Annotated in this window: 15 protein-coding genes and 1 pseudogene; 11 read left to right on the forward strand and 5 right to left on the reverse strand. The window is 51.9% G+C overall.

All coding sequences use genetic code 11. From position 1 onward, the window contains the following. Positions 1–63: 63 nt before the first annotated feature. The 3 genes and pseudogenes from CJA_RS06770 to CJA_RS20000 all read right to left on the reverse strand — a co-directional run. Entirely contained in the window at positions 64–432 is a 369-nt protein-coding gene (locus CJA_RS06770; RefSeq protein WP_012487015.1) for a DUF2956 domain-containing protein, read from the reverse strand. Between the two features lie 114 nt (positions 433–546). Further along, positions 547–987, reverse strand: coding sequence for a methyl-accepting chemotaxis protein (locus tag CJA_RS19995; protein ID WP_392397697.1), 441 nt, complete (start codon positions 985–987; stop codon positions 547–549). 78 nt (positions 988–1,065) lie between these two features. Further along, a pseudogene (locus CJA_RS20000) lies at positions 1,066–1,845 on the reverse strand (PAS domain-containing protein); the annotation flags it as partial. Positions 1,846–2,299: 454 nt separating this feature from the next. On the opposite strand from CJA_RS20000, the gene CJA_RS06780 reads away from it, so the two are divergent. After that, positions 2,300–3,796, forward strand: coding sequence for a mannan-binding lectin (locus CJA_RS06780; protein WP_012487018.1), 1,497 nt, complete (start codon positions 2,300–2,302; stop codon positions 3,794–3,796). Between the two features lie 225 nt (positions 3,797–4,021). Continuing rightward, entirely contained in the window at positions 4,022–4,834 is an 813-nt protein-coding gene (locus CJA_RS06785) for an HDOD domain-containing protein (protein WP_049765417.1), read from the forward strand. A 7-nt stretch (positions 4,835–4,841) separates the two neighbouring features. Here CJA_RS06785 and CJA_RS06790 read toward each other — a convergent pair whose 3' ends face one another. Further along, positions 4,842–5,807: a tRNA dihydrouridine synthase gene (locus tag CJA_RS06790; RefSeq protein ID WP_012487020.1), complete on the reverse strand. Its 966-nt coding sequence runs from the start codon at positions 5,805–5,807 to the stop codon at positions 4,842–4,844. A gap of 170 nt (positions 5,808–5,977) precedes the next feature. Here CJA_RS06790 and CJA_RS06795 point away from each other — a divergent pair, with 170 nt between their 5' ends. The 9 genes from CJA_RS06795 to CJA_RS06835 all read left to right on the forward strand — a co-directional run bounded on the left by CJA_RS06795 (position 5,978) and on the right by CJA_RS06835 (position 23,657). Beyond that, positions 5,978–7,381, forward strand: a complete 1,404-nt coding sequence (locus CJA_RS06795; protein WP_041551227.1) for a DEAD/DEAH box helicase — start codon at positions 5,978–5,980, stop codon at positions 7,379–7,381. A gap of 383 nt (positions 7,382–7,764) precedes the next feature. Then, a complete protein-coding gene (locus CJA_RS06800) occupies positions 7,765–8,565 on the forward strand; it encodes a PhoH family protein (RefSeq protein ID WP_012487023.1) in 801 nt (266 codons plus the stop codon). A 157-nt stretch (positions 8,566–8,722) separates the two neighbouring features. Continuing rightward, the gene (locus CJA_RS06805; protein WP_041551229.1) at positions 8,723–9,571 is read left to right on the forward strand and encodes a putative RNA methyltransferase; all 849 of its coding nucleotides are present in this window, start codon (positions 8,723–8,725) and stop codon (positions 9,569–9,571) included. Between the two features lie 248 nt (positions 9,572–9,819). Beyond that, positions 9,820–11,619, forward strand: coding sequence for a TolC family outer membrane protein (locus tag CJA_RS06810; protein ID WP_012487026.1), 1,800 nt, complete (start codon positions 9,820–9,822; stop codon positions 11,617–11,619). Positions 11,620–11,728: 109 nt separating this feature from the next. Further along, a complete protein-coding gene (locus CJA_RS06815; protein ID WP_012487027.1) occupies positions 11,729–13,882 on the forward strand; it encodes a type I secretion system permease/ATPase in 2,154 nt (717 codons plus the stop codon). After that, entirely contained in the window at positions 13,882–15,327 is a 1,446-nt protein-coding gene (locus CJA_RS06820) for an HlyD family type I secretion periplasmic adaptor subunit (protein ID WP_012487028.1), read from the forward strand. The genes CJA_RS06815 and CJA_RS06820 overlap by 1 nt, the downstream gene beginning before the upstream one ends. Then, complete coding sequence (locus tag CJA_RS06825; protein ID WP_041551231.1) at positions 15,327–15,914, forward strand: response regulator transcription factor; 588 nt, start codon at positions 15,327–15,329, stop codon at positions 15,912–15,914. Before CJA_RS06820 ends, CJA_RS06825 begins: the two co-directional genes overlap by 1 nt. Positions 15,915–16,127: 213 nt before the next feature. After that, positions 16,128–23,276, forward strand: a complete 7,149-nt coding sequence (locus CJA_RS18625; RefSeq protein WP_012487030.1) for a retention module-containing protein — start codon at positions 16,128–16,130, stop codon at positions 23,274–23,276. 51 nt (positions 23,277–23,327) lie between these two features. Further along, positions 23,328–23,657: a hypothetical protein gene (locus CJA_RS06835; protein WP_041551233.1), complete on the forward strand. Its 330-nt coding sequence runs from the start codon at positions 23,328–23,330 to the stop codon at positions 23,655–23,657. 8 nt (positions 23,658–23,665) lie between these two features. Here the strand turns inward: CJA_RS06835 and CJA_RS06840 are convergent, their stop codons facing one another. Further along, positions 23,666–25,567, reverse strand: coding sequence for a bifunctional diguanylate cyclase/phosphodiesterase (locus CJA_RS06840; RefSeq protein WP_012487032.1), 1,902 nt, complete (start codon positions 25,565–25,567; stop codon positions 23,666–23,668).

Here is a 25,567-nt window from a genome sequence, read left to right on the forward strand (position 1 = left end):
TTGCCAGGGGAAACTATTTAACTAGGGAGGGTTATTTAAAAGGGAACGAGAAAAAACCTCTGACTACAATAAAAATTTTCCCGCTACTGCCACTACAAAAAACACCCAGGAAATAACCAATAACATCCACGGCAGGCGTGATGAATATCGAATGCTTGAAATTTCCACCAACTCGTCTGCTTTGGGTTGGGTTAATTCATTCTCCAGCTTTTTCACCTTTTTTACCCGTTTATCCAAATCCCGCGCTTTTTCACTTTGCTGCCGTAAAAATAATTCCATGCCGCGTTGTATCCCATTAGCAATAGCTTTGGTTTCGGCCGGGGTTTGGCCTTCTATTTTGATACTGCGAGCGATTTTTAAGGCGTCAGCACGGAGGTCGCGAGCTTCTTTTTTCTGCTTACTTTTGGGTGCAGGCGTTACTGGTTTGGTCATGTGCCGGTTCTCGTGAAGCGGTGTTGGAGTGGGACGCCATTTTAACTGCCACGTTGGTTGGCTGCCAATCCAGAATTATCGCTGCACGATATTGGCGAATATGGTGAATACAAATCAGGAAATCAGCGTATTGATGGTTTCCGCCAGATGATTCACACCTCGTTCCACTTCAGCAATACCCGAGGTTACTACCGACATGACTTCCAGGCTGCTGGTAGAGGAATTTTTGATTTGCTCCATTTGTGAGCCAATCTTGCGGATAAGGTCAGAGTTTTGGGTGACAATTTCGGTGATGTTGACGGTTGCCTGGCCGGTACGTGCTGCAAGGGAGCGGACTTCATCGGCAACCACGGCGAAGCCTCTGCCAGACTCACCAGCACGGGCAGCCTCAATAGCAGCATTAAGTGCGAGCAGGTTGGTTTGCTCTGAGATGGAGCGAATGGTAGTGACCATATGGGTGATATTAATGCCCTGATTGTTGAGTTGCTGGCTCAGGATACTGGCCTCCTTGACTTGTTCCGAAATGGCTTCCGAGCTGTGCATGGCTTCATCCATGGCCTTTTTGGCGGCCGAGGTGATTTGCGCCGCTTGTTCGGATGTGGCGGCAGCAACGTCGCGGGCAGCCTGGGCTATTTCGATGCGTGAGGTGATATCTGACGCAAACTTAATGACTTTAATGACCTTTCCATTGCCATCAAAAATCGGGTTGTAGGTAGCCTCCAGCCACACCTGCTTTCCATATTTATCCCTGCGTTCGAAGCGGCCAGAGGAGAATTCCCCGCGTGCGAGTTTTTTCCAGAAATCGGGATTATCCTTATAGAACGCATCGGGACAGAACATTTTATGATGTTGTCCCTTGATATCATCCAATCGGTATTTCATGACCTGCAAAAAATTCTCATTGGTGTTGAGTACGATACCTTCCGGCGAGAATTCGATGACAGCTAATGAGCGATTGAGAGCATTGATAATCGCTGTAGTATCATCCAGGGATTGTTTGGCTAAGGTGATGTCCTTGGCGATTTTAAGGATTTTGATGACGCTGCCCAGTGGATCTTTAATGGGAAAGTAAGAGGCCTCCAGCCATATGGCTTTTCCATGAAACCCTCTTCTGAGGAACAATCCCTCTTTGTGTACTCCTGCTGCAAGATCGTGCCAGAAGTTTTTATATTCTGTGGACTGTGTGGTTTCTGGATAGCACAGCGTCCGATGGTGGTTGTTGATCAATTGGTTGCGTTGGCCGCCAACAATATCCAGAAATACATCGTTAACGTCGGTGATTACCCCATCCGGTGTGAATTCAATACAAGCGACGTAGCGCTTGATGGATTCAAGTTCCCATAGCTGGGTATTCATAGGCAGGTGTTCTATCTGAATGCGTTGGGCTGTTTTGTGAGAGTTAAATCCAAACATACTTCATACTCCATGTGAAGTTTGGTGTATCGGATGGTGACCTGGTGCTGCGTTTGAGATTCAGCGTGTGTGAAATTATTGGTAGCTAATCAGCAAGTCTAGTTGGATTAGGGAAAATGCGCTGAAAAAATCTGATAATCCATAAATATATCGCGCCTTGTTGCGATAATGTCAATGCTTCGTGTTTATCAGTTGATTATTACGCCATCCTCTTTGTGCGGTGTAAAAATATGGATTTTTATTTTTGTCCATGTGTTCCTCCAGCAGAGGTTTTTCATGGTGAATTGGTATTCTTTTTCAGTTATTAATTTCTGGAAATTATTGCGTAATATCCTGTAATAACCCCTTATTGTTCCTTTACTACACTTTTGTGGTCAGAGTTAGCGACACATCTGTGCTGATGTTTTTGCATCGGTTCGGTTATTTTCCGTGTTAGAGGATAATGGTGAACATTATGAACAATAAATTCAAAGGAAAAGCAGGCTTACTCCTGGGTATGGCCTTGATGTGTGCCTATGGACTTGGGGTGAGCAATAGCTATGCAGCCAATGAAAAATATGCCAAAACAGATAAATTACAGACCCCGGCATTTAATTGTACCGCTGATTCGACCTGGTTTACGAATCCCAGTATGCCCACGGAAGTGAAGCAGAGTGGGGCGGATGGAACATCCAACTTTTGCGATTTTTATCAATTCTCCTGGCAGGCATTTGCCTATTTGATGGCGTCATCGAAAGATGCGGCAGGTGTTCGAAATTATGAAGATACCACCCAGTTTTTTGAGTTGGAGATTCAGGCGAATGGCTCTCCTGCCAACTCCTGTGACGATAAACATGGTGAAAAGACATTTTTTGTCCGTACCATGAAACCGGAGGATGGTGGTACGGCTTTTTTGATTCCCGAGCGGATTGGCCAAGCGGGTGGTGGGGCAACGATTTACGATCAAAATGGCAATGTCGTGTATTACGATGTGCGCTTCAGCAAAAATATGTGCGATATCAACAGTATAAAAACACAGCAAAACTTTCCGGGGGGGACAACAGAATTAAAAGCTGCCTGGAAGGTGTTGGGGCCAAAGGATGACAAGTCTCGCTATATCACGATTGATACCCAAATCGGCTCGGATAACAAGGCGGTTACGTTGGGGATGATTGGTTTCCATATCGCCATTGCAACCCCGGATCACCCGGAGTTCGTGTGGGCGACTTTTGAACACAATGTAAATGTGCCAGATTGCGTCAATCCTTCATCGACCACAGGTTGGTCATTCACCAGTGAGACCTGTACAACGGATCTGAAAAATAAGGATCCCCTGGGGATAGTGCAATGCCGTTTCAATAATCCTTTTGCGCAGTCATCGCTCACCGGAACACCGACGGAGATTTGTCGTGAGTATCCTTATGGCTCAGCGCCAGGGGATCTGAAATACGAAGAAAACCTGGGCGATATCACTACATTGAATGCGAATGTGCAGCCCTATCTAACCAACGAATTTGCGGTATTGCGCAATTACTTTAACCTGGGGGCGCTGTGGCTGAGTGATCCTACCCAGAGTTCCATTATGGGCAACCAGCGCGGTTCCCTGCGCCTGGCAAATTCGGTGATGGAAACAGATTATCAGGATGTGGTTATTAGCAATAATCCAAGTGCCTTTGTATCCAACTGCTTTGGTTGTCATAACTACACAGGTACCTCAACACCCGCGTCGGGCAAGAACACTACGTCTGGCAGTTTGAGCCATATCTTCGATGATATCGTGGCGGGTTCGAAGCAATGTGTGGATGTGCAAGCGTCGGCGCTGATCAATAGCCAATCCCAAGCGAAACAGCAGTGCCCGTCCGTGTGTACTAATTCATCATCATTCTTTAGCTGGAATGGCCAATGGACGAATCAGGATGCGAAAACAGGCCAGCAGCTGCCAATGACGGTTTGTGGCTGTTGTGGTACATAGGGAGGGGTGACCTGATAATCAGGTAAAGATAATAAAATCAAAGAGTTGCTTTGCGTGACGATAAAAGGCCTGCCAGGTGTGCAGGCCTTTTTGCGTTTGCGATCGGGGTTTTGTGTCGCTTGTCATAGGTTATCAGCGTTTCCTCTGGTATTTTTTGCGTCGTCAGAATCATCTGCTATACCCAAAGAAGAGGCCATTAACCAACTTTTTATAAGTGAGGCTAACGTGGAGCTCCAGACCCTGCTTGATCACGCCCAAAAGTTACCCAGTATTCCCGAGGTGGTGCGTGAGTTGATTGAAAAGTTTGACGATGATCAGGTAAATACGGAGGAGATTGTCGAGCGGATCTCGGCAGACCAGGTACTAACCGCCAAGCTGCTGCGCGTTGCCAATTCCCCTTTTTATGGTGGTAATCGCAACCTGTTTTCGGTGCGTGATGCAGTGTTTTTCCTGGGGTTTAATGCCGTGCGAACACTGGTGTTGGCTGCCGGGGTGACAGGTGCTTTTCGTCCGCCAGCATCCTTTGATTTACGTGGCTTTTGGAAACTCAGCTTTTCTGTTGCGGCGGCTTGCAAGACCCTGGCGGTTTACTCCCGTGATAACGTCGATACAGCTTTCACCTGTGGCCTGATCCATAACATAGGTGAGTTGCTGGTACAGATTATCCTGCCAGGTAAGGGGGCGTTGCTTGCCAAACAGGCCCGACATGCACCGTTGGAATTTGGGCGCGAGTGCGAGGTGCTGGGGTTTACCTATGCTGAATTGGGAGCTGCCCTGGCGCGTCGCTGGAATTTTCCTGAAGCCATGGCCCAGGCAATTGAACAACAGAATGATCCTTTAGCGGCACGCTCATTCTCGCGAGTGGCGGGATTGATCCACCTGGCGCTGTATCGTGTCGCCTATGCCGGTGAGAGCCAGTTGCCGCCGGTATTTCCCATCGCATTGGCGCTGCGCCTGGATATTGATCTGGAGCATATCCTGGAGCCGGTCAGTGCTGTTGAGCAGCAGGTGGATGAACTTGCCCACCTGCTGGACTAGGGAATGCTTATGCCGCAGCGGCCACATCCATAGCCTGGATAAAGCAGGCCTCTATATCGGCTGGCGTCGTTTTACGTTTCACGGCCTCAAAAAAGACGTTCGCTTCAGGGTATTGGCGGCTGAGATACATCAGCCACTGTTTCACACGATTGCCGCAATTGCGGGTTTCATAAAGCGGTGTCGTCAGCCGGTAATAATCAAACAGGATTTGGCAGACCTCGCCCCAAGTTAACGGACGGTATTCCTCCCCCGCCAAATAGGCTTTGATCTGCCGTGCCAGATCAGGGCAGGAGAGCAGGCCCCGGCCGAGCATCACATCCGCGCACTGGGATTGCTCGCGGCAGCGCAGGTAATCCTCCACAGACCAGATTTCACCGTTGGCGATAACCGGGATTTTCAAGGCAGCCTTGATATCGGCGATGTAATGCCAATAGGCAGGCGGCTTGTAGCCATCCGCTTTGGAGCGCGCATGGACTGTGAGCTCATCGGCGCCAGCGGCTTCGACTGCCTGGGCGTTTTCCATGTAGGACGTGCGATCCTCAAAGCCCAGGCGGATTTTGGCGGATACGGGAATAGCGCGCGGGACAGCGTCGCGTACGGCTTTGATAATGCTGTACACCCTGTCCGGGGTGCGTAACAGGCAGGCGCCACCTTCGTGGGAGTTGACGGTTTTGGCCGGACAACCGAAATTCAGGTCTATGGCTTTGGCGCCATAGCGCACCAGCTCCTGCGCATTAAGGGCCATGGGCTCAGGTTTGCTGCCGAGCAACTGTACCTTGACCGGGGTTCCATTGGGGGTTTGGCAATGGTTTTCCAGCTCCTGGGCATATTTGTAGAACACCTTATAGGGCAGCTTTTGGTCGGTGACGCGGATAAACTCGGTCACACAGCCATCCAGCCCGCCAAGGCGGGTCAGTATGTCGCGTACATGGTGTTCAACAACGCCCTCCATTGGGGCCAGCATGATTCTCATGGAGATTTACCCTTGGGTAGATAGCCTGGGGCGCGCATTTTACGCGCGCTGGCCGTGTATTTCACAGGCCTGATTGCACAGGTGTGTTGCTTATGGCCGCGTATCTGCGTAGATTGCGCCTCCCTTTTTGCTATCTCTGTTCCCAATCTCTGCCCAGCCGAGGATGCCTTATGTCTGCCTTTGACGATCTGATTGCCGATACCCAATTGCGTAAGGCCATTGCTGAGCAGGGGTATGAGCAGCCTACCGAGGTACAACAGGCTGCTATCCCGCGCGCGCTGGAGGGTAAAAACCTCCTGGTCAGTTCAAAGACGGGCAGTGGGAAAACAGCGGCATTTTTGTTGCCTTGCCTGCAGCAGATACTGGCCCAGTCAGCGGTTAATCCACGCAGCACACGCTTGTTAATCCTCACTCCAACCCGTGAACTGGCCCGGCAGATTGTCAAAAATGCCCAGAGCTTGCTGCGTTTTACCTCCATCAAGGTGGGCAGTATCTGTGGGGGGGAAGAACTCCGGTATCAAAAGGCACTGCTGCGCAAGAACCCGGAAATTGTGGTGGCAACACCCGGTCGTCTTGCCGAGCATGTCGCGCACAAGTCCACGGATTTTTCCGGCCTTGAGTTTTTGGTACTCGACGAGGCAGATCGCATGCTCGATATGGGCTTAAGCGAGGATGTACTCAAAATTGTTGAGAGCTGTGATGCTGCCCGCCAGACATTGCTCTTCTCTGCCACCCTGGAGCAAAAAGGGCTGCGTCACCTGATTAAACAGGTCATCACGGGTGAAGCGGAAGAAATTTATATTGAGGACAGCTCCAACCAGATTGAGCAACAGATGGTGCTGGCCGATGACGACAAACACAAGGAGAGGCTGGCGGTCGCCTTGTTAAACCGGGCGGAATACCAAAAAGCGATTGTCTTTGTGAACACCAAGGTGCGTGCGTCGCAACTGGATAATATTCTGCGTTACAACCAGTTGCGTTCTACCGCACTGCATGGCGACATTACCCAGGATGATCGCAAGCGTGTGCTGGAAGCGTTCCGCCAAGGCAAAACCCGCGTTCTGGTGGCTACTGACGTGGCGGCCCGCGGCCTCGATATTGATGGTGTGGATCTGGTGATTAACCTGGAAATGGCCCATTCCGGGGATGAGTATCTGCACCGTGTCGGACGCACAGGCCGTGCTGACCAGCCAGGCAGGGCAGTGAGTTTTGTCTCGGCTTCCGAGTGGAACCTGACGAAAAGTATTGAGCGCTATTTGAAAGTTTCCCTGCAGACAATCCAGATCCCGGGGCTTGAGGCCAGTTATAAAGGGCCAGACAAGCTCAAGAAATCTGGCAAGGCCTATGGTGCGAAAAAGAAAGCAGCGGATGGGAAACAGGATAAAAAGAAAGGTACAACTGCAGGCGGGGCAAAAAAGATAACAGAAAAAGTGAAAGTGCGCGAGCGCGAGCGCAAAAATATTGGCAAGCGCCGCAAGCCAAGTGGGATTGGTGTTGATACTGCTGTTATAGATGGCTTTGCGCCACCACCGAAGAAAGTTCTGCCTCGCCTCACACCTGAGGCAGACGAATAAATCCAGTCTATTTTTGCTTGCGTTTCAGCTCTGTCCATGCGGATGGAGCTGCGTGCAATTATTTCCAATTAGCGATTGACCCTGTCATAAAATAAGCCTAGTATCAGATCAAGGGCGATGAATAGAGTGCCCGACTAAAAGTTTTTTTAGTCTGTTGTCGACAGCAGTTTTGCTGACACGATGACCGCTCTGGTTGTCACTCTGCAAGCCGTGTTTTATGTCATCAACCAACGGATTTTCCTGTTGCCCGCGTGAGGAGGAAACTAAACAGGCAGCAACAGAGTCCAAGTGATGTAATGCTAAACCTTGTGTGTTAAAGGTGTATCGCAACAGTGAGTGGCAACACTCTATTGTTAATGTCAACCTGCAGGGGATTACCATTTATGGCGAAAAAATCGCATGCCAGACGTAACAACCATCACATGTTCAACGACGATAACTACGGCTCCTCGCGACAAAGATCGTCTCGAAAGAATCAACGAAGTGATGACAACATCGTCGAAATAAAATCCCGCTCACACCAAGTCGAAACCGCTTACTCTCCTCCTCGCTCTCCCCAACCGCTCCACGCTAAAAACAAATCGCAACAGCAATACATTGACGCCATTAAAAATCACATGCTGACGTTTGGTATTGGCCCAGCCGGTACCGGCAAAAGTTATTGTGCGGGTGCACTGGCTGCCGAAGCGCTTGAGTCCGGTCGTATTGAGCGGATTATCCTGACTCGCCCTGCGGTTGAGTCGGGTGAAAACCTGGGTTTTTTGCCGGGAGACCTTGATGAAAAATTCTCGGTCTATATCGATGCCTTCCGCGATATCCTCAATGAGCGCCTGGGTGCAGGCACTGTTGACTATTGCTTGCGACATGGCCGCATTGTGGCTGCCCCCTTGGCCTTTATGCGTGGCAAGACCTTTAATAGCAAAACCTTTGTCATCCTCGATGAGGCGCAAAATACCAGTCCGGCACAGATGAAAATGTTCCTGACCCGTATCGGCGAGGACTGTAAGGTTGTGATTAACGGTGATATCAAACAGAGCGACATTCGCGGCCCCAATGGCCTGGCTGATGCAGTAGAGCGCCTGGGCGGTTTACCGAATGTTTATGTCCATGAGTTTGAGCGCGATGATATTGTCCGCAGTGGTTTAGTGCGCGATATTATCGACCGCTATGAACTGGAGGAATAAATCCTCCATGGTGTTAACCAGGGGCGCGAAAAAGCGCCCCTTTTTATTGGATGATTGTGATTGGGTTATTAGCTATTGTTATTTGGCCAGGTAATAGCTTGTTTTCAATCGCTACTCTGGGCATGCTACGCCGGCTTTTTTCTGTGTGACATGTCTTATGGTTTATCCCTCATTTGTATCGCCCAGTATTTTCCGCTGCCCAATTTGTAGCTTGCCTTTAACAGAAGCCACTACCCAGGCTGTTTGTGCTAACCAGCACCAGTTTGATCGCGCCCGCGAGGGGTATTTAAACCTATTGCCGGTGCAGCATAAGCATTCCAAAGAGCCGGGTGATGCCAAGGTACAGCTGCAGGCACGCAGGCATTTTTTGCAGGCTGGTTATTTCGATGGGATGTTATCCCACCTGTTTTCCCGGATACATGAACTGTTATCGGATTCAGATGGTGGTCGCTTACTGGATATAGGTTGTGGCGAAGGGCATTTTTCCCTGGCTATGGCAAAGGAGTTTCCTGCCTGTGCCATCTATGGTGTGGATATCGCCAAAAGTGGGGTGCGTATGGCCGCCCGTGCTGCCCAGGTCGCTGGTCAGGCGATTCGCTATGCTGTCGCCTCCAGTTATGCCTTGCCCTTTGAAGATGCCAGTATTGACCTGGTTACCCGCATTTATGCTCCCAGCAAAGATGAAGAATTGCGCCGGGTGCTCAACGCTAATGGCTGCCTGATTGTGGTGGTTCCTGGCGTTAATCACCTTATAGGGTTACGCCGTCGGGTATATGCCGATATCCGCGACCACAAGCCACCGCCCACACCATCCGGCTTTGAGTATCTGGGGCATAGTGATTATCAGGCAGGGTTAACGGTACCCGCCGGGTCAGATACTGCTGCGTTATTGGCGATGACACCGTTTTCCTGGCGCATGGGGTCGATATTGCGGCAGCAATTGGAACGGGATGGCCTGGAGGACAGGCTCCATTTTGAACTGTATAGCTATAGGGTATGCAGTTAACGATATTACGAAAGTGCTTATTCTTTTTTGCTAAAAATCAAATAGCCAAAAGTTATATATGTACTGTAATGCAAAGTTATTGAGACATAAATAACCTCAGGTTATGATGCTATAACAGTTTTTGGTTGAAAATTGTGCCATGGAGCGGTGTGAAAGGTATAGAAAACCATTTTTCTATACCTTTACATTTAAAAAGAAGTCGCTCTTTCGTGCGATGTCCATTACTAACCAATCCTCAGGAATTTCCGATGCTTCCTCAAGCACCCGCTTTTCTTACGTCCTTTATGTCATGGGGTACCAGCATTAAAACCCTGTCTTTCATGAGTGCGACATTCCTGGCGGTGGCGCTTCCGGTTCAGGCGCAAACTGCGCGGGATGCGGCGCTCCAGGCGATTGAGTCAAATCCTGATGTACAAGCCAGCTGGCACGAGTTCGCCTCATCGATCCAGGATGTAAAAGTGGCTAGATCGGGTTATCTGCCATCCGTGGACCTGGGTGCAAGTGCCGGTCGGGCCAATCGCGATTACGATGGCCGGGGTTCCTATAACACTACACAGGGTGAAATCTCGCTGACACAAATGCTGTTTGATGGTTTTCGCACCGCTGGTGAGGTGAAATATTTCGATAATGCTCGCTTGGTGCGTTATTACGAGTTGTTGAATACTGTTGAAGTCACTGCGCTTGAGGCGGTGCGTGCCTATGAGGATGTGGTGCGCACCCGTGAGCTGGTGGCCCTGGCCCGTGCCAATTACAGTAAACACCGTGAGGTCTATACCCAAATCGAAGAGCGCACCCATTCAGGGGTAGGGCGTCGTGTTGACCTTGAGCAGGTTAATGGCCGCTTGGCGTTAGCAGAGTCCAATCTGTTAACCGAGGCCGCTAATCTCCATGATGTAACCGCGCGCTATCTGCGTGTTGTGGGTGGATTACCGGGTGAAGCACTTGAGCCCTCTTCCCTGGCTGACACAAATTTACCGCCTGATATCCGTGCGGCCCTGCAATTGGCCTATGCGGGCAATCCCGGTTTCCATGCGGCGATTAAAAATATCAGTGCGGCCCAGGCGAAGGTGACATCCGAGCGCTCTGGCTATTATCCGCAGGCATCGCTGCGTGCACGCCAGGTGACTAACCGTAACCTGAGTGGTTTTGACGAGCGCGTTGATCCCGATCGCTTTGGTGATGAGAGCGCTGTGGAGTTAGCGCTTACCTATAACCTGTATGCCGGTGGTGCCAATCGCGCTGCTGTGCGCCGCTCGCTGGAGCAGGTGAATCTTGCGAAAGACCAGCGCGACCAGGCTTGCCAGGACTTGCGCCAGACAACACAAATTGCTTACAACGACGCCCGTCGCTTGCGTGAACAATTGCTTTCCCTGGAGCAACATAAATTGTCCAGTGACAAAGTCCGCGCAGCCTATTATGAGCAATTCAATATTGGCCAGCGCACCCTGCTGGATTTGTTGGATGCTGAAAATGAATACTTCCAGGCCAGTCGCGCGCTGATTATCGCCCAGGGCGGGCTGGAAATAGCACATGCCCGCTCGCTGGCAGCTATGGGTAAATTGTTAGTGGCCCTGGGCATTTCCCGCGATGGTGTTGGTGTACTCAAGGATCTCAAGGTCAATGATTCTATTAATATCAGTGATTCTGTTTGCCCCGACCAGGCTCCTACCGCTTTGGGGCGCGATGAGTTGATTACCGATGTGAACAACCTGAGTGGCGATGCCCTGTTTGATGTTGGCAGTTCCGTATTGAAGCCGGGCGCCACCCAAAAGTTGGATGCGCTGATTGCACAAATTAAAAATACACCCAAAGTAGTTGGTATTCGTGTGGAGGGACATACGGATAACACTGGCACAGATGCGCTCAATATTCCGCTGTCCAAAGCGCGCGCTCAGCGGGTGCGCGATTATGCAGTGCTCAACGGCCTTGAAAATATTCCTGTTTCTGTCGATGGCTTTGGAGCCAGTCGCCCGGTTGCCGATAACAATACCGAGGCTGGACGTGCTGCCAATCGCCGGGTGGAAATCAGCATAACCCGTCAACCATAACGATAAGACCGCCTCAAGGTTATTTTCGACTGGTGGGGCGGTTTTTCTTGGCTATGCTCTGTGCATCTTTGCGCGATTTTATGGCTGGCCCGACCCATGGAGCCCTTGCATGACGGTGATGAATCCACAGCATACAGGCACAACCACGCCAGGTGGTGATTTACTGGCCTGCCTGCTGTTAGTGGCCCAGGCACATCAGATTAGCGCGACGGCTGAATCGCTGACAGCGGGGTTGCCGCTGGAACACCAGCAGTTGACCCCGAGCCTGTTCCATCGCGCTGCTCGCCGCGCAGGTTTGAGTAGCAAAGTTTTACAGCGCGACTTGCAGCATCTTAATCCCGCACTTTTTCCCGCTATTTTATTGCTCAATAACAACCAGGCTTGCCTTTTGCTGTCGCTGGATAATATCCGGGCAACGGCCAGGGTTGTCTTCCCCGACCTGGCCGATGCCCCTGTTGATATGGCATTGGCCGATTTAACGGAGCGCTATGCTGGCAGTGTGATTTACGCGCGACCACAGGAACGTTTTGATACGCGTGCCACTGACATTGCCAAACCTCACCAGGGGCATTGGTTTTGGGGCGTGATTAGCGCACACAAATACCTGTATCGCGATGTATTGCTAACGGCCCTGATGATTAATTTCTTCGCCTTGGTTGCGCCCTTATTTGTCATGAATGTCTATGACCGGGTAGTGCCCAACCAGGCGACGGATACGCTCTGGGTGTTGTCACTTGGAGTATTGATCGCTATTTCTGCCGACTTTGTGTTGCGCATGATGCGCACCTGGTTTGTTGACTTGGCTGCGAGCCGGGTGGATGTAACCCTTTCCGCCAGCATTATGGAACGGGTGCTGGGGATGAAGTTAAGTGAGCGCCCTGCATCGGTGGGTTCTTTTGCAGCAGGGCTTACATCGTTTGAATCGATTCGCAGTTTTATTGGTTCTGCAACGATTTTGTCGTTGGTAGATTTACCCTTCGTTTTACTGTTCCTGTTGGTGGTATTGCTGATTGCCTGGCCCCTGGCTATCCCGATTTTGGTGGGGATTATCCTGATGGTGATTTATACCGCAGCGGTGCAACACAAAATGCATCTGCTCAGTGAAAACGCTATGCAAGCCGGTGCCCAGCGCAACGCGACATTAGTGGAAAGCCTGACTGGCCTGGAAACACTAAAGACGCTCGGAGCTGAAGGGCGCATGCAGGCAATTTGGGAAAAGTCCACGCTGCTGGTATCGCGCGTTGGTGTAAAAATGCGTTTGCTGTCCGGCTCGGTAGCCAGTGGAACCCTGTGGTTGCAACAAGCCGTGTCGGTCGTGATTATCATCGTTGGTGTCTATCAAATCATTGATGGCAACTTGACCCAGGGCGGATTAATTGCGGCCTATATGTTGTCTGGTCGCGTACTGGGTCCCATTGCCCAGACTGCCGGGTTATTGATGCAATACCATTCGGCGTCCACTGCATTGGAGTCGCTGAACCAGGTAATGGCAAAACCGGTTGAGCGCCCCGCCGATGCCCAGTGGATCAGCCGTCCGCGCTTGCAGGGTGCGATTGAGTTCAACAACGTTAATTTCAAATACCCGCAGGATGATCGCGATATATTGCGCGGTGTTTCGTTTCGCCTTGAACCGGGTGAGCGAGTGGCAATCCTCGGTCGCAATGGCTCGGGCAAATCGACGCTGGAAAAGTTGATTGCCGGCCTTTATGAACCCAGTAGCGGTCGGTTGTTGATTGACCATATCGACAGCCGCCAGTTGGACCCCGCCGAATTGCGCCGCAATATCGGTTATGTCTCCCAGGATGTGAACCTGTTTTTTGGCACCTTGCGCGACAATATTTTAATGGGCTCTCCCCAGGCGGAAGATACCGCCCTCTGGGAGGCCATCCGCCTGAGTGGATTAACCGAATTTGTTAACAACCATCCCATGGGATTGGCTATGCCTGTGGGTGAGCATGGCCAATTGCTGTCTGGCGGCCAACGTCAAAGCGTCACTGTTGCCCGCGCCTTGCTGAAAGACCCCAATATTTTGTTGTTGGATGAGCCTACCGGTGCTATGGATCATAGCAGTGAAGAAGAATTCAAGCGCAACATGGCCCAGTATGCCCAGGGTAAAACCATGGTTGTGATTACCCATCGCACATCCCTGCTGGAACTCGTTAATCGGATCATCGTAATTGATGCGGGTAAGATCGTTGCGGATGGCCCCAAGGAACAGGTGGTGGAAGCCTTGCGTCAAGGGCGCATCGGGAGGGCCAACTGATGGCGTCAGGCAAGTCTGCAAAATCCGGGGGTGATAGCCTCGATAAACGCTTGTTTTATCGTGTGGGGCGCTGGCTGGATAAATTGGGCATCCCGGCGAGCCGTTTGATTGACCGGGCCTACGAACGCTGGCTGGACCCTATCCATGAGCAGCCGCACGATTGGGTAACCGATGCCGATTGGGCGCGCTTGCAGCAGGAGCCTATAAAGGCGCGATTATTGTTGCGGGTAATGGCGTTGATCCTGTTGTTGCTGTTGGTCTGGGCTGCAGTTGCCGAAATCGACGAGGTGGCCCGCGGTGAGGGCAAGGTGATTCCCTCCTCACAATTGCAGGTCATCCAATCCTTTGACGGCGGTGTGGTAGAGGCTGTATTGGTGCATGAAGGGCAGGTGGTTGAGAAGGGCGATTTATTGCTGCGCATAGACTCCACACGCTTTGTCTCCAGTTATCGTGAAAATCGTGCGGAATTTCTTGCACTCAAGGCGCGTGCTGCGCGTTTACAAGCCTTGACGCTAGGCACTGAATTTACCTTGCCGGAAGAGGTAATACGTGAGTCGGCCGACATTGCAACACACGAACAACGCCTCTACGAGACCAACCTGCGCGAATTGGATGAGCAGTTGGCAATTTCCCGCAGCCAGCTGGAGCAGCGCCAGCAGGAGCTCAACGAAGTGCGAGCCAAATTGACCCAGGCAATACGCTCACTGGAATTGACCAGCCAGGAATTGAAGGTAACTCGCCCACTGTTGGCGAGCGGTGCGATTTCCGAAGTGGAAATTCTGCGCCTTGAAGGTGAAGTGGCGCGCGCCAGAGGCGATAAGGAGCAAAGTGCTGCCCAGGAGTCCCGTTTGATTCTGGCTGTGCAGGAAGCAGAAGTAAAACTGCGCGAAACGGAATTGAATACCCGCAATAAATGGCGCGCAGAGCTATCCGATGTATTAAGCAAGGCAGCAACCCTGGGTGAAAGTGGTACAGGTTTGGCGGATCGTATCAAATACGCCGAAATCCGCGCGCCGGTGCGCGGCACGATTCAGCGTATCTACACCAATACCCTTGGCGGTGTGGTGCAGCCTGGCCGCGAAGTGATTGAGATGGTGCCGCTGGATGATCAGTTACTCGTGGAGGCTAAGGTATCTCCACGCGATATTGCTTTCCTGCACCCTGGCCAGGAGGCCATTGTTAAATTCACTGCTTACGATTTTGTGGTCTATGGTGGACTTAAAGGTAAGGTTGAGCTGATTAGTCCCGATGCCATTACCGATGAAAAGGAACGCACCTTTTACATTGTGCGTGTGCGCACTGAGCGTGCCGGTTTTGATCCAGCCCTGCCTATCATGCCCGGCATGATGACCCAGGTAGACATACTGACGGGCAAGAAAACGGTCTTGTCCTATCTGCTGAAACCGGTGCTGCGCGCCAAACAGAATGCTTTAAGCGAACGTTGATGCAACAGATATTTATCGCCCCCGCTTATCTGACCTCTCCCCGCTGGTATCAGGCGTTTCCCGAGGCAGTACACCTGGAACAAGTACCTCCGCAGCTTCCTGCTGACGCATTGGTATGGGTGTTTGTGAATGAGGAAAACAATTCCCTGGTGGCACGTCTGAGTGCACAGGGTTGTAAGGTAATTGGGCTGACAGCCGCGGAACAGGTGGAACAGGCGCGCCGGGTGATGGAAGCCGGTGCCTCTGGCTATTTGCATTATCTGGCGGTTCCTGAGTTGCTGGTACAGGTTGCCAGTGTGGTGGAGGCCGGTGGCCTCTGGTTGGGCGCAGACTTGATGCGCCAGTTGATCCGTGCCACAGCGCGCCAGCTATCGGCATCTCCGCTGGTTGATCTGTCCAGCCTGACCTGTCGGGAACGCTTGGTGGCGGAGGCTGTCGCCGCTGGCAAGACCAACAAAGAAGTTGCGCGGGAACTTGAGATTACCGAGCGCACCGTCAAGGCCCATATGGGCGCCATCTTTGAGAAGTTACAGGTGCGTGATCGCCTGCAGCTGGTTTTATTGCTCTCTGGTAAAAAACCTAATTGAGGTGTGTGTCATGTTGTATTTGTGATTCTGTTTTTCTTTTAAGTCGGAAAAAACATAATAAAAAACACCAATATTGTCCTTTAGTCCAATGGCGCTATTTTCAGCCTGACCTAGAATTGCCTGTAATCGGAAAAACCGGCGCGTAAAATCGCATGGTTTTTTATCTCTCATTCACCATTTTCCAATATCCAATGCCATTAGGTGGAGTTCCCCATGAGCAATGCCGTAGCCAGTGTCGCCTTTATCCAGGGTCAAGCTTGGGCCAAAAGCCCCGATGGCAGCCTGCGTCCCTTGAACCTGGGTAGTGTTATCCACGAGGGGGAGGTCATAGTGACTGCCCAGGGCGCCAGGGTGGAACTGCAATTTGGCCAGGGTGAACCTATAGCAATCAATGGTGGCCAGGAAGTTGCCGTGAGCCGAGATATGGCCCTGGAGTCAGCTACAACGGCTGACGAAGCTCAATTGGATGGTGCCACCATCGAACAGGCATTAACTGTGCTGGAGCAGGGCGGCGATCTGCTGGACGAGTTGGAGGAGACTGCCGCGGGTGAATCATCCGGCGGCAGCGGCAATGAAGGCGGCAATGGCTTTGTGCGCCTGAGTCGTGTGGTTGAATCTACCGACAGCCAGTCATTTGATTATGATTCTGCAACCACAACCGCCGCCACAACCACCAACTTGTCCGGCGAAGCGGCATACAGCAATCAGGCACCGGATGTGGCCCCGCAGTCCTTTACGACGGATGAGGACCAGGCGCTGACCGGGCAGATTATTGCTAGTGACCTGGAGGGCGATAGCCTTGGATATGCAGCGATTAATGGCCCTGCCAATGGCACCCTTACACTGGATCCGGTAAGTGGCCAGTTCATCTATACGCCTAATCCCGACTTTAATGGTTCGGACAGTTTTACTGTTGTAGTGACAGACAACCATGGTAATACCAGCACGGCTGTTATCACCTTGAATGTAACCCCGGTAAATGATGCACCTACCACCAGTGATATCAGTCTCACTACGGATGAAGATACATCTGTCAGCGGACAGGTAAATGCTAGTGATGTTGAAGGCGATACCCTGGGCTACAGCGTGACCACCAACCCCACGAACGGCACGGTAGTCCTGAACGCCACCACCGGCACTTTCACCTATACCCCCAATGCCGATTACCACGGCAGTGACTCTTTTGTAGTCACGATTAGCGACGGCAATGGTGGCACTACCACCAGTACGGTCAATATTGGTGTAACGCCAGTGAATGATGCCCCAGTGTCTTCTGACCAGAATCTTACGACTGCCGAAGATACACCGATTAATGGCACGATCACCGCGACTGATGTAGATGGCGATGTATTGTCTTATATCGTATCGACGTTACCAGCCAATGGTACGGTCACACTGAATCCAGCGACGGGTGAATTTACGTATACACCCAATGCCGATTACCACGGCAGTGATTCGTTTGTGGTGACCATCAGCGATGGCAATGGCGGTACCACCACCAGCACGGTGATCATCGGGGTCACCCCGGTCAATGATGCCCCGGTGTCGTCCGACCAGAACCTGACCACCGACGAAGATACCCCGGTCAATGGGGCAATCGTGGCCGGTGATGCCGATGGCGATACCCTGGGCTACAGCGTGACCACCAACCCCACGAACGGCACGGTAGTCCTGAATGCCACTACTGGCACCTTCACCTATACGCCCAATGCTGACTACCACGGCAGTGACTCTTTTGTAGTCACGATTAGCGATAGCAACGGCGGCACTACCACCAGTACGATCAATATTGGTGTGACGCCAGTCAATGATGCCCCAGTGTCTTCTGACCAGAACCTGACCACCGACGAAGATACCCCGGTCAATGGCACGATTGTGGCCAGTGATGCCGATGGCGATACCCTGGGCTACAGCGTGACCACCAACCCCACGAACGGCACGGTAGTCCTGAACGCCACCACCGGCACTTTCACCTATACCCCCAATGCCGATTACCACGGCAGTGACTCTTTTGTAGTCACGATTAGCGACGGCAATGGCGGTACCACCACCAGCACCGTGACGATTGGCGTAAATCCGGTCAACGATGCCCCGGTGTCAGCCGACCAGAACCTGACCACCGATGAAGACACCCCGGTCAATGGGGCGATTGTGGCCAGTGATGCCGATGGTGATACGTTGGGCTACAGTGTGACCACCGGCCCCACCAACGGCACGGTAGTCCTGAATGCCACCACCGGCACTTTCACCTATACGCCCAATGCCGACTACCATGGCAGTGACTCTTTTGTGGTCACGATTAGCGACGGCAACGGCGGTACCACCACCAGCACTATTACGATTGGTGTTACACCGGTCAATGATGCGCCTGTATCAGCCGATCAAAATCTCACAACACCAGAAGACACGCCCGTGGACGGTACTATCATTGCGACTGATATAGACGGCGATGTGTTGTCTTATTCGGTATCGACTTTACCGGTTAATGGAACGGTCACACTGAATCCAGCGACGGGTGAATTTACGTATACACCCAATGCCAACTACAACGGCAGTGATTCCTTTGTCGTAACCATCGATGATGGTAATGGTGGTACAACTGCTAGCACTATTACGATTGGTGTGACGCCAGTCAACGATGCCCCGGTGTCGTCCGACCAGAACCTGACCACCGATGAAGACACTCCGGTCAATGGGGCGATTGTGGCCAGTGATGCCGATGGCGATACCCTGGGCTACAGTGTGACCACCGGCCCCACCAACGGCACGGTAGTCCTGAATGCCACCACCGGCACTTTCACCTATACGCCCAATGCCGACTACCATGGCAGTGACTCTTTTGTGGTCACGATTAGCGACGGCAACGGCGGTACCACCACCAGCACTATTACGATTGGTGTTACACCGGTCAATGATGCGCCTGTATCAGCCGATCAAAATCTCACAACACCAGAAGACACGCCCGTGGACGGTACTATCATTGCGACTGATATAGACGGCGATGTGTTGTCTTATTCGGTATCGACTTTACCGGTTAATGGAACGGTCACACTGAATCCAGCGACGGGTGAATTTACGTATACACCCAATGCCAACTACAACGGCAGTGATTCCTTTGTCGTAACCATCGATGATGGTAATGGTGGTACAACTGCTAGCACTATTACGATTGGTGTGACGCCAGTCAACGATGCCCCGGTGTCGTCCGACCAGAACTTGACCACCGACGAAGACACCCCGGTCAATGGGGCGATTGTGGCCAGCGATGCCGATGGCGATACGTTGGGCTACAGCGTGACCACCAACCCCACGAACGGCACGGTAGTCCTGAATGCCACTACTGGCACCTTCACCTATACGCCCAATGCTGACTACCACGGCAGTGACTCTTTTGTGGTCACGATTAGCGACGGCAACGGCGATACCACCACCAGCACCGTGACGATTGGTGTAAATCCGGTCAACGATGCCCCGGTGTCAGCCGACCAGAACCTGACCACCGACGAAGATACCCCGGTCAATGGGGCGATTGTGGCCAGTGATGCCGATGGTGATACGCTGGGCTACAGCGTGACTACTGGCCCGACTAACGGCACGGTAGTCCTGAACGCCACCACCGGCACTTTCACCTATACGCCCAATGCCAACTACAACGGTAGTGATTCGTTTGTAGTCACGATTAGCGATGGCAATGGCGGCACCACCACCAGCACCGTGACGATTGGCGTAAATCCGGTCAACGATGCCCCGGTGTCAGCCGACCAGAACCTGACCACCGATGAAGACACCCCGGTCAATGGGGCGATTGTGGCCAGTGATGCCGATGGTGATACGTTGGGCTACAGTGTGACCACCGGCCCCACCAACGGCACGGTAGTCCTGAATGCCACCACCGGCACTTTCACCTATACCCCCAATGCCGACTACCATGGCAGTGACTCTTTTGTGGTCACGATTAGCGACGGCAACGGCGGTACCACCACCAGCACTATTACGATTGGTGTTACACCGGTCAATGATGCGCCGGTATCAGCCGATCAAAATCTCACAACACCAGAAGACACGCCCGTGGACGGTACTATCATTGCGACTGATATAGACGGCGATGTGTTGTCTTATTCGGTATCGACTTTACCGGTTAATGGAACGGTCACACTGAATCCAGCGACGGGTGAATTTACGTATACACCCAATGCCAACTACAACGGCAGTGATTCCTTTGTCGTAACCATCGATGATGGTAATGGTGGTACAACTGCTAGCACTATTACGATTGGTGTGACGCCAGTCAACGATGCCCCGGTGTCGTCCGACCAGAACCTGACCACCGATGAAGACACTCCGGTCAATGGGGCGATTGTGGCCAGTGATGCCGATGGCGATACGTTGGGCTACAGCGTGACCACCAACCCCACGAACGGCACGGTAGTTCTGAATGCCACTACTGGCACTTTCACCTATACCCCCAATGCCAACTATCACGGCAGTGATTCGTTTGTCGTGACTATCAGTGATGGCAACGGCGGCACCACCACCAGCACCGTGACGATTGGCATAACCCCGGTCAACGATGCGCCGGTGTCGTCCGACCAGAACCTGACCACCGACGAAGATACCCCGGTCAATGGGGCGATCGTGGCCAGTGATGCCGATGGCGATACCTTGGGCTACAGCGTGACCACCGGCCCCACCAACGGCACGGTAGTCCTGAATGCCACTACTGGCACCTTCACCTATACCCCCAATGCCGATTACCACGGCAATGATTCGTTTGTCGTGACTATCAGTGATGGCAACGGCGGCACTACCACCAGCACGGTGACCATCGGGGTCACCCCCGTGAATGATGTGCCCGTTGCGGCCGATGATTATTTTGTTATTGATGAAGATACTCCCCTGGTGGTTAGCCCAAGCCAGTTGCTGGCCAATGACAGCGATGTTGATGGCGATACCCTGACCGTTGTCACCATCCAAAGTGCTACCAATGGCACGTTGAGTGTTGTAGGGGGCAATATCGTCTTTACGCCGACACCTGATTATTCTGGCCCGGCATCATTCCGCTACACCATCAGTGATGGAAAAGGTGGATTTAACACAGCGACGGTTTATATCACGGTAAATCCGGTGGATGATCCCACTGTGATGAATCCCGAGGTGGTTAGTGTTCCTGAAGATAGCTTTATTTCGGGTAACGTCCTTAGTAACGATAGTGATCCTGATGATGTGCTCAGTATTCAGAGCTATGAGATCAATGGTGTCACCTATTCAACGGGATCTGCGACAAGTATTCCTGGTGTTGGTACCTTCCTGTTGCTAAGCAATGGCGATTATGAATTTACCCCTAATCCCAATTACAACGGCCCGGTGCCGGTAATTACCTACACCACCAATACCAATGCAAGCAGTACACTGACTATTACCGTAACGCCGGTCAATGATTTGCCCAATGCTGAAGATGATTACTTCACGATTAATCAGGGGGCGCCTCTGGTTATTGCACCTTCCGCGTTGTTGGCAAACGATACGGATATTGACGGCGATACCCTGGCAGTCTCAACTATTTTCAGCATTACCAATGGCTCAATCAGTATTGTTGGCGGCAATATTGTGTTTACGCCAACCCCGGGTTACACCGGGCCAGCCTCATTCCGTTACAGCATCTCTGATGGTAAGGGTGGCTCTGATACAGCCTATGTCCACATTACGGTTAATGCAGCGCCGCAGACCAATGATCTGAGCGTGACCCAGGACCAGGACACCCTGGTGACACTTGCCCTGTCTGGCTCTGATTCTGATGGTAGCGTGGTGGGTTATGTGATCAATAGCTTGCCAGCGAATGGAACCTTGTATGCAGATTCAGCCATGACCCAAACCGTTTCTATTGGGGATTTGGTCAGTGGCCCTGTGTATTTCATGCCATCGGCAGGTTGGACGGGTTCAACGTCATTCACCTATTCGGCACGTGACAACAACAATTTTGATGATGCAACTCCGGCAACTGTCAGCATTGCCGTAAATCCAATAAATAATGTTCCTGTTGCTGTCGACGATCATCCGCAAACAGCGTATAGCGTGGACATCGGCAATACCTCTGCCGATAAATGGAAAAATCTGGCCAGCAAAGGCGTCACACTCAGTTTCCTCAAGGTTGATGGTACTCCGGGTACCATGTTTGAGCGTACTTCGGATAATGCAATCGGTGTAAACGATAAAGCGCGTATTGGCACACCTCATGTCAATGAGGCGGCTCAGCAAATTGAATATAACCAGGTCACAGGCCAATCCGAAGCCATTGTGATGAATTTCAATGGTGTGCTTAACCATGCCACCGTTGGTGTGAGTAACCTGTTCCCCGGTGAAAACGGCGGTGAGGTAGGTGCCTGGGAGGTTTATTACCAGGGCAGTTTGGTTGCTGCCAGTACCTTCCGTTTCTCCAGCAGCGATAAGGGCACGGTAACCATTGATACCGGCAATCTGGTGTTCGACAGTGTGAAATTTACAGCGCTGAATACCAACAATGGTACCGGTGATGGCGGCGACTATTTTATTACCAGCTTCCAGGGTACGGGGCCTGCTGTGAGTGGTGCCTACACCCTCAATGAAGGTGGCAGTAAAACGATTTCGGCCGCGAATGGTTTGCTGGCCAATGATACTGATGCCGATGGCCATAGCCTTACCGTAACCCATATCAACGGGGTAGCCGTGACAGACGGCCAGGTCATTACCTTGTCCAGCGGTGCCAGCCTGACCATCCATGCCAACGGTAGTTTCAGTTATGCCGCCAACAGTGCTTATGACTATTTAAAGGCGGGCGAGGTTGCGACAAACAGCTTTACCTATACCGTTTCTGACGGCCATGGCGGCACCAGCACGGCAACCGCTACCATGACCATTATCGGTATGGGTGCAGGTTTCTCAACAGTGGGCACTGCGGGTAATGACACGATTATCGGTAGCAGCCTTGCAGATTTGATCATTGGTGGTGCCGGTAATGACACACTTACCGGTGCCCTGGGAGCAGATACCTTCAAGTGGAACCTGGCCGATAAAGGCAGCAGTGGATCACCGGCGATCGATACCGTTACCGACTTTAGCCTGGCACAGGGGGATCGCCTGGATTTGGCTGATTTGCTGCAAGGCGAAAACAGTGGCAACCTGACCAACTATTTGCACTTCACCTACAATTCAAGTGCGAACTCAACCACGGTACATATCAGTAGCAATGGTGGTTATAGCAGTGGTTATTCGGCTGGTGCTACCGATCAGCAAATTGTGTTGAATGGTATAAACCTGGTGAATAGCAGTTCGGATGCAGACATCATTAACCAGCTTAAAACCGCTGGCCATCTGATTACTGACTGATGTACCAATTACCCCCTGATGCGAATCGGGGGGATATCGTATCGAGGTGATATGTATATCAAGCGCAATCATCAGGGGATGATTGAGGCCGTTAGCCTGGTGAACACTCCCGGATTTGATGAGCAGTTGGATCTCCAGGCGCCCGAATTACAGGCCTTCCTGAATCAATATCGTTTGGCATCCTTGCAAAGCCTGGAGCAGTCTGACCAGGCAATGGTACGTGTGCTGGAAGACCTGATTCATCTGCTGATCGAAAAAGGTGTGATCCGCTTTACCGATTTACCGGACGCCGCACAGCGCAAGCTGATGACGCGGCGCGAGTTGCGCGGCCAGCAGCAGGGTATTGACCTGCTGGATAATGACGACAGCTTAATCCTTTAACGCTGGCCCTAGCGAACGCCGGGGCCAGTGATTGCATCCAATCCCAGTTTTTCCAACTGCTGCTGTTCCTCAACCTGATTCACACCTTCGGCAATCATCACTATTCCCAATGAATGGCCAATACGGCACAGGCTCTGCAAGAAAGGTTGATTGGCTGGTGTCTTGTGAATATCGCGCACCAGGGCCGCATCAATTTTCAAATGGCTAAGCCCAAGGTCCTGTAACTGCTGGAATTGGGTAAATTCCAGGCCCGCATGCTCCAGCCCTGGCAGACAGCCCAATGCTTTTAATTGCGTGCAAAATGCTTTGAGTTCATCCATATGGCGCAGGGCACAGACCTCCGGAAAATCCAGCCAGAGTAATTTCGCCAGCGGTTTAGAAGCGTGAATTAGCTGTAACGCCTGCTCGCGGAAGCGCGCATTGCATAGGGATTCAGCGGAAATATTAATGGCCAGTGGAACAGATGGCGTCTGTTGTAATTGTTGTAGGCCGGCCTGTAGTGCCGCCAAATCAATAGCGGGCAATAATCCCAGGCGGCTGGCCCAGGCGATAAAAAATCCAGCGGGTTTTAATTCACCGTCCAATTGCAAGCGCAGCGGTGCATCCATATGCAGCAATTGTCCATCCTGGCGCTGTACGGGATATTGCCCCAATGTAAACCTGCGATTGTGCAGTGCGTTTTGAATCAGCTCGCGCCATCGGTCAAGGCTGGGTGGTGATTGTTCCCCGGTATCGCTGAGCACCATGGCGCGATTACCTTTCAGCTCTGCTTTGGCCAGGGCACCGTCCAATTGCTGCAACAGGTGGCCGCGTTTTTGTCCGTGCTGGTATTGGCATATAGCCAGGGGCAGGGCCAATTGTTCCTGGCCCAGGGCAATTAATTCAAAGTTAAGTTTTTGGGCAAGTTCCGTGGCAATGGCGTCACTGGCCAGCTCGCTGGGAAGTAGCAGGGCAAAGTCGCTTCCGTTTAACCTGCCCAGTGCAGACTCGGGGAATTCCGTTGCAAACTGGGTCAATACAGCGGCAATTTGGCACAAGAGTTCATCTGTTTGCTGGCGCCCCAGGTGAGTATTGAGTTCATTGAGTTCCCTCACCCTGGCCAGGGCAATAACGCCTTGCCCCAAACCATCATCGGTTTGCAAGCGTGTATCCAGGACGTTTAAAAAGTGCTCGCGGTTATAAATGCCTGTCAGTGGGTCCAGTTGCGATTCACGGCGCAGGATATTCAGCTGCTGGGCTTCCTTTTCCAGCATGATTTTAACGCTGGCAGAAAGGGTATTCATGGCGCGTACCAAGCGCTGGAACTCGCGTGTCCGGGGTTCATTGGAAACAATAAAGCGCCGCTCACCGATGGCCTCAGCCTGGTTAATCACCAAATCCAGGGGACGTGAAATGTATTTGAGCACAAAGCTGCCCAGTAATCCGCCGAGCAGGGTCGCAATTAAAAACCAGTCGAGCAGGTTTTTGGCATTCTTCCACAGTGCTTCTATGGCATAGCCGGAGTGGCTGCTGACGATCAGGGTGCCGTATTGTTGCCAGCCATCCTGCACCTGCGCAATGCCGGGAGCGACCTGGAGTTTAACTTGGCGGCTAAACCAGGTGGGAACATCGGGGGTGGTATTGGCTTCAAAACTGCGTGCCACTATAGGCTTTTGTTGCGGATCATTAAAAATAATGTACTCGTAATGGCCTGCATCGAATTGTGCAGTAATCAGCAGTTCTATAGTGACGGGATCTTTTTCTATCTGCGACAGCGACAATGCCAGGGTATTGGCGTTATCGATATTTTTCAGGCGCAACTGATCTTCCAGGTAATGCTTGGCTGACAGGAAGCTGATGGCAAAACTGCCTCCCAGTGCCAGCAGCAACAGCAGGATAATGCCAATCCATAATTGTTTTATCAGTGACAT

Source organism: Cellvibrio japonicus Ueda107 (genome assembly GCF_000019225.1).
Classification (GTDB): domain Bacteria; phylum Pseudomonadota; class Gammaproteobacteria; order Pseudomonadales; family Cellvibrionaceae; genus Cellvibrio; species Cellvibrio japonicus.

Bases quoted from the DNA above. Each gene is read 5' to 3' on its own strand.
- CJA_RS06770 (WP_012487015.1), bottom strand. From the start codon at position 432: ATGACCAAACCAGTAACGCCTGCACCCAAAAGTAAGCAGAAAAAAGAA.
- CJA_RS19995 (WP_392397697.1), bottom strand. From the start codon at position 987: ATGGATGAAGCCATGCACAGCTCGGAAGCCATTTCGGAACAAGTCAAG.
- CJA_RS06780 (WP_012487018.1), top strand. From the start codon at position 2,300: ATGAACAATAAATTCAAAGGAAAAGCAGGCTTACTCCTGGGTATGGCC.
- CJA_RS06790 (WP_012487020.1), bottom strand. From the start codon at position 5,807: ATGAGAATCATGCTGGCCCCAATGGAGGGCGTTGTTGAACACCATGTA.
- CJA_RS06795 (WP_041551227.1), top strand. From the start codon at position 5,978: ATGTCTGCCTTTGACGATCTGATTGCCGATACCCAATTGCGTAAGGCC.
- CJA_RS06800 (WP_012487023.1), top strand. From the start codon at position 7,765: ATGGCGAAAAAATCGCATGCCAGACGTAACAACCATCACATGTTCAAC.
- CJA_RS06805 (WP_041551229.1), top strand. From the start codon at position 8,723: ATGGTTTATCCCTCATTTGTATCGCCCAGTATTTTCCGCTGCCCAATT.
- CJA_RS06810 (WP_012487026.1), top strand. From the start codon at position 9,820: ATGCTTCCTCAAGCACCCGCTTTTCTTACGTCCTTTATGTCATGGGGT.
- CJA_RS06815 (WP_012487027.1), top strand. From the start codon at position 11,729: ATGACGGTGATGAATCCACAGCATACAGGCACAACCACGCCAGGTGGT.
- CJA_RS06820 (WP_012487028.1), top strand. From the start codon at position 13,882: ATGGCGTCAGGCAAGTCTGCAAAATCCGGGGGTGATAGCCTCGATAAA.
- CJA_RS06825 (WP_041551231.1), top strand. From the start codon at position 15,327: ATGCAACAGATATTTATCGCCCCCGCTTATCTGACCTCTCCCCGCTGG.
- CJA_RS18625 (WP_012487030.1), top strand. From the start codon at position 16,128: ATGAGCAATGCCGTAGCCAGTGTCGCCTTTATCCAGGGTCAAGCTTGG.
- CJA_RS06835 (WP_041551233.1), top strand. From the start codon at position 23,328: ATGTATATCAAGCGCAATCATCAGGGGATGATTGAGGCCGTTAGCCTG.
- CJA_RS06840 (WP_012487032.1), bottom strand. From the start codon at position 25,567: ATGTCACTGATAAAACAATTATGGATTGGCATTATCCTGCTGTTGCTG.